Source organism: Flavobacterium sp. (assembly GCF_049318325.1).
Taxonomy (GTDB): domain Bacteria; phylum Bacteroidota; class Bacteroidia; order Flavobacteriales; family Flavobacteriaceae; genus Flavobacterium.
Map to the genome: position 1 here is coordinate 1 of NZ_JBMOGQ010000140.1, position 5,488 is coordinate 5,488.

Annotated in this window: 7 protein-coding genes; all 7 read left to right on the forward strand. The window is 33.7% G+C overall.

What is annotated here, in order from left to right:
- A partial coding sequence (locus tag ACOYLP_RS10400) for an ABC transporter ATP-binding protein (protein ID WP_422856103.1) occupies positions 1-1,198 on the forward strand: 1,198 nt, incomplete at its 5' end.
- Positions 1,195-1,902: a WbqC family protein gene (locus ACOYLP_RS10405; protein ID WP_422856104.1), complete on the forward strand. Its 708-nt coding sequence runs from the start codon at positions 1,195-1,197 to the stop codon at positions 1,900-1,902. The genes ACOYLP_RS10400 and ACOYLP_RS10405, both read left to right, overlap by 4 nt.
- 113 nt (positions 1,903-2,015) lie before the next feature.
- On the forward strand, positions 2,016-2,783 hold the full coding sequence (locus tag ACOYLP_RS10410; protein WP_422856105.1) for a TylF/MycF/NovP-related O-methyltransferase: 768 nt from the start codon (positions 2,016-2,018) through the stop codon (positions 2,781-2,783).
- Complete coding sequence (locus tag ACOYLP_RS10415; protein ID WP_422856106.1) at positions 2,784-3,728, forward strand: hypothetical protein; 945 nt, start codon at positions 2,784-2,786, stop codon at positions 3,726-3,728.
- A 2-nt stretch (positions 3,729-3,730) separates the two neighbouring features.
- The gene (locus ACOYLP_RS10420; RefSeq protein WP_422856107.1) at positions 3,731-4,267 is read left to right on the forward strand and encodes a GNAT family N-acetyltransferase; all 537 of its coding nucleotides are present in this window, start codon (positions 3,731-3,733) and stop codon (positions 4,265-4,267) included.
- On the forward strand, positions 4,264-5,046 hold the full coding sequence (locus tag ACOYLP_RS10425; RefSeq protein WP_422856108.1) for a phytanoyl-CoA dioxygenase family protein: 783 nt from the start codon (positions 4,264-4,266) through the stop codon (positions 5,044-5,046). The genes ACOYLP_RS10420 and ACOYLP_RS10425 overlap by 4 nt, the downstream gene beginning before the upstream one ends.
- A gap of 12 nt (positions 5,047-5,058) precedes the next feature.
- On the forward strand, positions 5,059-5,488 hold a 430-nt coding region (locus tag ACOYLP_RS10430; RefSeq protein WP_422856109.1), incomplete at its 3' end, for a class I SAM-dependent methyltransferase.

The window sequence follows — 5,488 nt, forward strand, 5'->3', positions numbered from 1 at the left end:
TTCCAGCTTAAGGGACGATGTGCAGCGGATTTGGGCAGGGATTCAACGTTCGCCCAATCCATTTTTAAGCCGAGGCGAGCTCAACGACCGGACTAAAAAAAGCGAGAATGCCTATGTCTGGGCATTGAAAGACATCAATTTTACGGTGAATCCCGGCGAAGTGTTGGGCATCATAGGGAAAAACGGAGCAGGGAAAAGTACCCTGTTAAAAATCCTAAGCCGCATTACGGCACCTAGCACGGGCAAAATTGAAGTAAACGGCCGCATGGCCTCTTTGCTCGAGGTAGGAACCGGATTTCACCCTGAACTTACAGGTCGGGAAAACATCTATTTGAACGGTGCTATTCTGGGCATGCGAAGGGCAGAAATTAAAAGCAAATTCGACGAAATTGTGGATTTCTCCGGAGTTGAACGCTACATCGATACTCCCGTAAAACGATACAGCAGCGGAATGTACGTCCGCTTGGCCTTTGCTGTGGCAGCGCATTTGGAGCCGGAAATATTGGTTGTGGATGAGGTCTTGGCCGTGGGCGACGTAGATTTCCAAGAGAAGTGCATTAATAAAATGGGTGCCGTAAGTCAGAATGAGGGAAGAACCATTCTTTTTGTAAGCCACAACCTGATTGCGCTGTCTGCGCTTTGTCCACAATCCATTTTACTGGAAAACGGGACTCTGGTGAAGACAGGTTTGACTACTGAAATTATTCAAGCATATAGAGCACCCAACATCGACATTCAAAACCAGAAGCAATGGGTTGAAGATTCAACCATCCGAATACTCAACATTATGGTTTATCCTCAAGGAGATTACGATCCGAACAACCTTAGGCCAATAGAGGAGCGAAACGCCATAGAAATTCTTTTGGAACTTGAATTAAAAGAATCTGTTGGTCGGTATGATGTTACCTGGCATTTGCTTGCTGAGAATGGACAAACCCTGTTTTCTTTTTCGACTGGAGAGGAAACAGCAGGCATTGTTTTAGGGAAAAACACCGTTGCCTGTGTTCTGCCAGCGGGATTCTTGCTGCCGGGCAAGTTTTCGCTTAATTTATTTGTGGTTCACAATGCCCAAAAAGCGGTTTGGTCACAAACCGATATCTACAGTTTTGTGGTTTCTGAATCGCCACGGGATGCCAAAATGCATTTTGGCAGGGAGCCTGGCTACATCAAGCCCAAATTTAATTGGAGAATAGCATGAAAGTTGCCATCATGCAACCCTATTTTTTGCCCTACATAGGCTATTTTCAGCTTATAAATGCGGTAGATGTTTTTGTGGTTTACGACAATGTAGAGTACACCAAAAAGGGTTGGATAAACAGAAATAGAATATTAGTAAACGGCAAAGATGAATTCATTACACTACCCTTAAAAAAAGATTCAGATTTTTTACATATTAATCAACGTTTTTTGGCAGATTCTAATAAGCAAGATAAGGAGAAAATGTTAAGAAAAATAAAAGAATGCTACCGTAAAGCTCCTAATTATCAGGAAGCGTTTGCGTTAACAGAAGAGATTTTTAGTTTTAACAGTGCCAATTTATTTGAGTTTGTTTTCAATTCAATCAAAGTCGTTTGTGATTATCTTGAAATTAAGACCAAATTTACTTTATCCTCAACTATTAATATTGACCATATGTTAAAATCTGAAGAAAAGGTAATTGCAATTTGTAGACAATTAAAGGCTAGTAAATATATCAATCCAATTGGTGGCAAAGAATTGTATTCGAAAAAAACATTTCAATTAAACGGGTTTAACTTATGTTTTATCAAAACGCAAGATTTTCAATATAAACAGCAAGGGGAAATATTTATTCCTTTTCTTTCAATAATTGATGTGATAATGTTTAATTCTAAAGATGAAGTGAAGAAAAATGTGAATTTTGGATATGGTTTGACCTATTAATATTCTTTAATACTATCAATTTTTTAAACTACAATTTTAATACCTTTTATTCGTTTTTTTATTTTATATTTGGTTATATATCCAAAACTTTTAAATAATAAAACCATTTTCATATGAAAAATTTTGAAAACCATAAAGTACATTTAGATGAAAATCAAAGACCAACAGACTATGACTATTATTCTCAGTTAAATGATTATTATACCTCTAGCCCGGGAACTAATATTGATAAGCTTAGAAATTTCCCCAAATATGTTCCCATAGCTGAGATGAACAGGTTTCTTGCAAAAGAGAAGTTATTTAGAAAAATTTTGAATGTGCAGGGTAGTATAGTTGAATGTGGTGTTTTTATGGGAGGGAGTTTGTTTTCTTGGGTTACTTTTTCTGCTATTTACGAACCTTTAAATCATTTGAGAAAAGTAATTGGATTTGATACATTTCAAGGTTTGAGTGGGGTTTCGGAAAAGGATAAAGGAGCTGACAACGAAGATTTAGCTAAAGAGGGGGCAATAAAAGCTGGTACGGAGGAAGACCTTATTAAATGTGCTAATATTATGGATATTTATAGGCCATTGGGTCATATTCGAAAAGTTGAATTAATTAAGGGTGATGCAAATGAAACAATAGAGGCATATATAGGAGACAATCAGCATCTTGTAATTTCTCTCTTGTATTTAGACTTCGATATTTATGTTCCAACAAAAACTGCCATCGATTTTTTTATAAAAAGAATGCCTAAAGGTGCAATTATTGCTTTTGATCAGTTAAATCAAAAAAAGTGGCCTGGAGAAACATTAGCAGTTATGGAAACAATAGGGATAAATAATTTCAAAATACAACGGTTTTCATTTCAACCGCAAATTTCTTATGTAATACTGTAAATGAATTCCATAGGGGGATATTTTGAGTTAGAACTTAGCATTGGAGAAGAGTACCATTCTGGTGCGATTAAACTTAATAGTGGAAGGTCTTGCTTAGAATTTTTAATTTTAGCAACTAAATGTTCCAAACTATACTTACCTCATTTTACTTGTGATGCGGTAATAAATTCTGTAATGCGTTCTAAAGTTAATTTCGAATTCTACTACATAGACGGAAATTTAGAACCTATTTTTGATTTTGATAAATTAAAAAAAGAGGAAATTTTTTTATACACTAACTACTTCGGAATAAAAGACAAGTATATTAAAAAACTGACAAAGATTACTCGAAAAATTATTATTGATAACTCTCAATCTTTTTTTTCAAAACCGAAAAAAGGCGTAAATAGCTTTTATTCTCCACGAAAATTTTTTGGAGTTCCAGATGGTGGCTACTTATACACTGACATTGTTGCTAACATTAGTTACAAGCGTGATGTTTCATATTCAAGATTTAAACATCTAATAAAGCGAATTGATTGTGGTGCTGAATCAAGCTACTACGATTTTTTGGAAAGTGAAAAAAGATTAAATAAATCTCCAATTCTCGAAATGTCTAGCCTTACCCAGTCCCTCTTAAAAGGCATTAATTATGAAAGAATTAAAGATAGAAGGAGGAGCAACTTTAATTATTTGCACAAGCATTTGAAGGACCAAAACCTATTCCTAATTGAAAAGGATTCTCTTCAAGTCCCACAGAATTATCCCTTTTTAACAAAAAAAAGGGGAATTAAGGAAAAGCTATTAGTTTCTAAAATTTATACTCCAACTTACTGGCCAAATATTTTAAGAACAGAGTTTCTAAAGACTATTGAGTATGATTATGCCAAAAACGCACTTTTTTTACCAATTGACCAAAGACTTAACCAAAAAGAACTGGATTTCATTTTAAATAAAATAAAATAAGAATGAGTATTAATGGGAATTCAATTTTGCTTCGTGCTATAGAGCGAGATGATTTAAAATTGCTTCATTTATGGGCAAATAATGAATCGATTCAACTCATGTTGGGTGGCTGGCACTTTCCAACTAACATGAACGACCAATATACATGGTTTGAAAATTTGTCTTGCAACTCCTTAAATCAAAGATTTATAGTTGAAAATGAAGCCAAACAGCCTATAGGGCTGGCCAATATCATCAATATTAATTTTAAGGATGGGAATGCTGAAATAGGATTGTTACTGGACGGTCAGTTTCAAGGAAAAGGTTACGGAAAGAAAATTGTGGAGGCTATTTCAGATTATGCCTTTTTTCAACTTAGATTGAATAGATTGGAGACAACAATTATTTCTATCAATCAACCTTCTTTAAAATTGTTTTTAAATAAATGTGGATGGAAGCAAGAAGGAATTTTAAGAAGTTGGTATTATAGAAATGGAACTTATATTGATAAAATTATTTTATCGAAATTAAAGGAGGAGCATTCCAATCAATTCTTATGAAAGATAAGATATTAGAATTAAAAAAAAACGGATTTGTAAAAATCGAATCTATATTTGATGATATTTATTCCGATAGGATTATCAAAGGAATTGAATCAGGATACGAGGTTTGCCGTAAAATTCAGATTAAAAACGAAATAAGTGATTTTACTGATGGGACTTTGCACCATCTCCTGCTAACAGGAGATGAAATTTTTTTAGATTTATTAAAAAAATTAGTTTCAAATGATATGAATGATTTAATAACTTCTTTTTTCGGAGGTAAATTCATATTGAATACATATGGAGCTGTAAAAAATTTGAAATATAAGCCCTCATATGTTTCTAACATTCATAGGGATATTATATTTTTTACTGGGGGGGTTCCCTTAATGCTTCAGGCATTAATTTTATTAGATGATTTTACCATTGAAAATGGCGCCACTTATTTTCTCGAGGGCTCACATATGCAAGCAAATAAACCAGATGAAGCTTATTTTTTCAAAAATTCTTTAAGAGCACTTGGAAAGAAAGGAGATGTTTATTTTTTTGATTCAAATCTGTGGCATGCTGCTGGCGTAAATACAACAGATTATGAAAGAAGGGCTATTACAATTGGCTTTACTAAACCATTTATGAAGCAGCAATTAGATTATTCAAGAGCTTTAGGTTATAATGTCGTTGAAAAATTAACTCCGGAACTAATACAAGTATTAGGTTATAATTCTAGAGTTCCTTCAAATTTAGATGAATGGTATCAAAAGCCCGAAAACAGATTTTATAAACCAAATCAAAACTAAATTGTTGAGATTATGAGTAATAGAGATTACAATAAGGAATTTAAGGACAACGCAGCGAGAAAATATGCCTATGGGTTTGATTTTGACGTTATACATCCATATATGTTAAAATCATTCGTGCCATTTATTAATGGAGGTAACATGCTTGAGTTAGGAAGTTTTAAAGGTGATTTTACAAGGAGATTATTGCCCTATTTCAATGATATTACTTGTGTTGAGGCTTCTGATGAAGCACTTATCGAAGCAAAGAAAAAATTGGGAGCAGAAATAAAATTTTTCAATTCGGTATTTGAAGAGGTCAATCTTCCCTCTAAATATGATAATATAATCATGACACATGTCCTTGAACATATTGATAATCCTGTTTTAGTTTTAAAGAGAATTAATGATGAATGGCTTTCCGAAAATGGACGTTTTTTTCTCGTTTGTCCAAATGCAAATG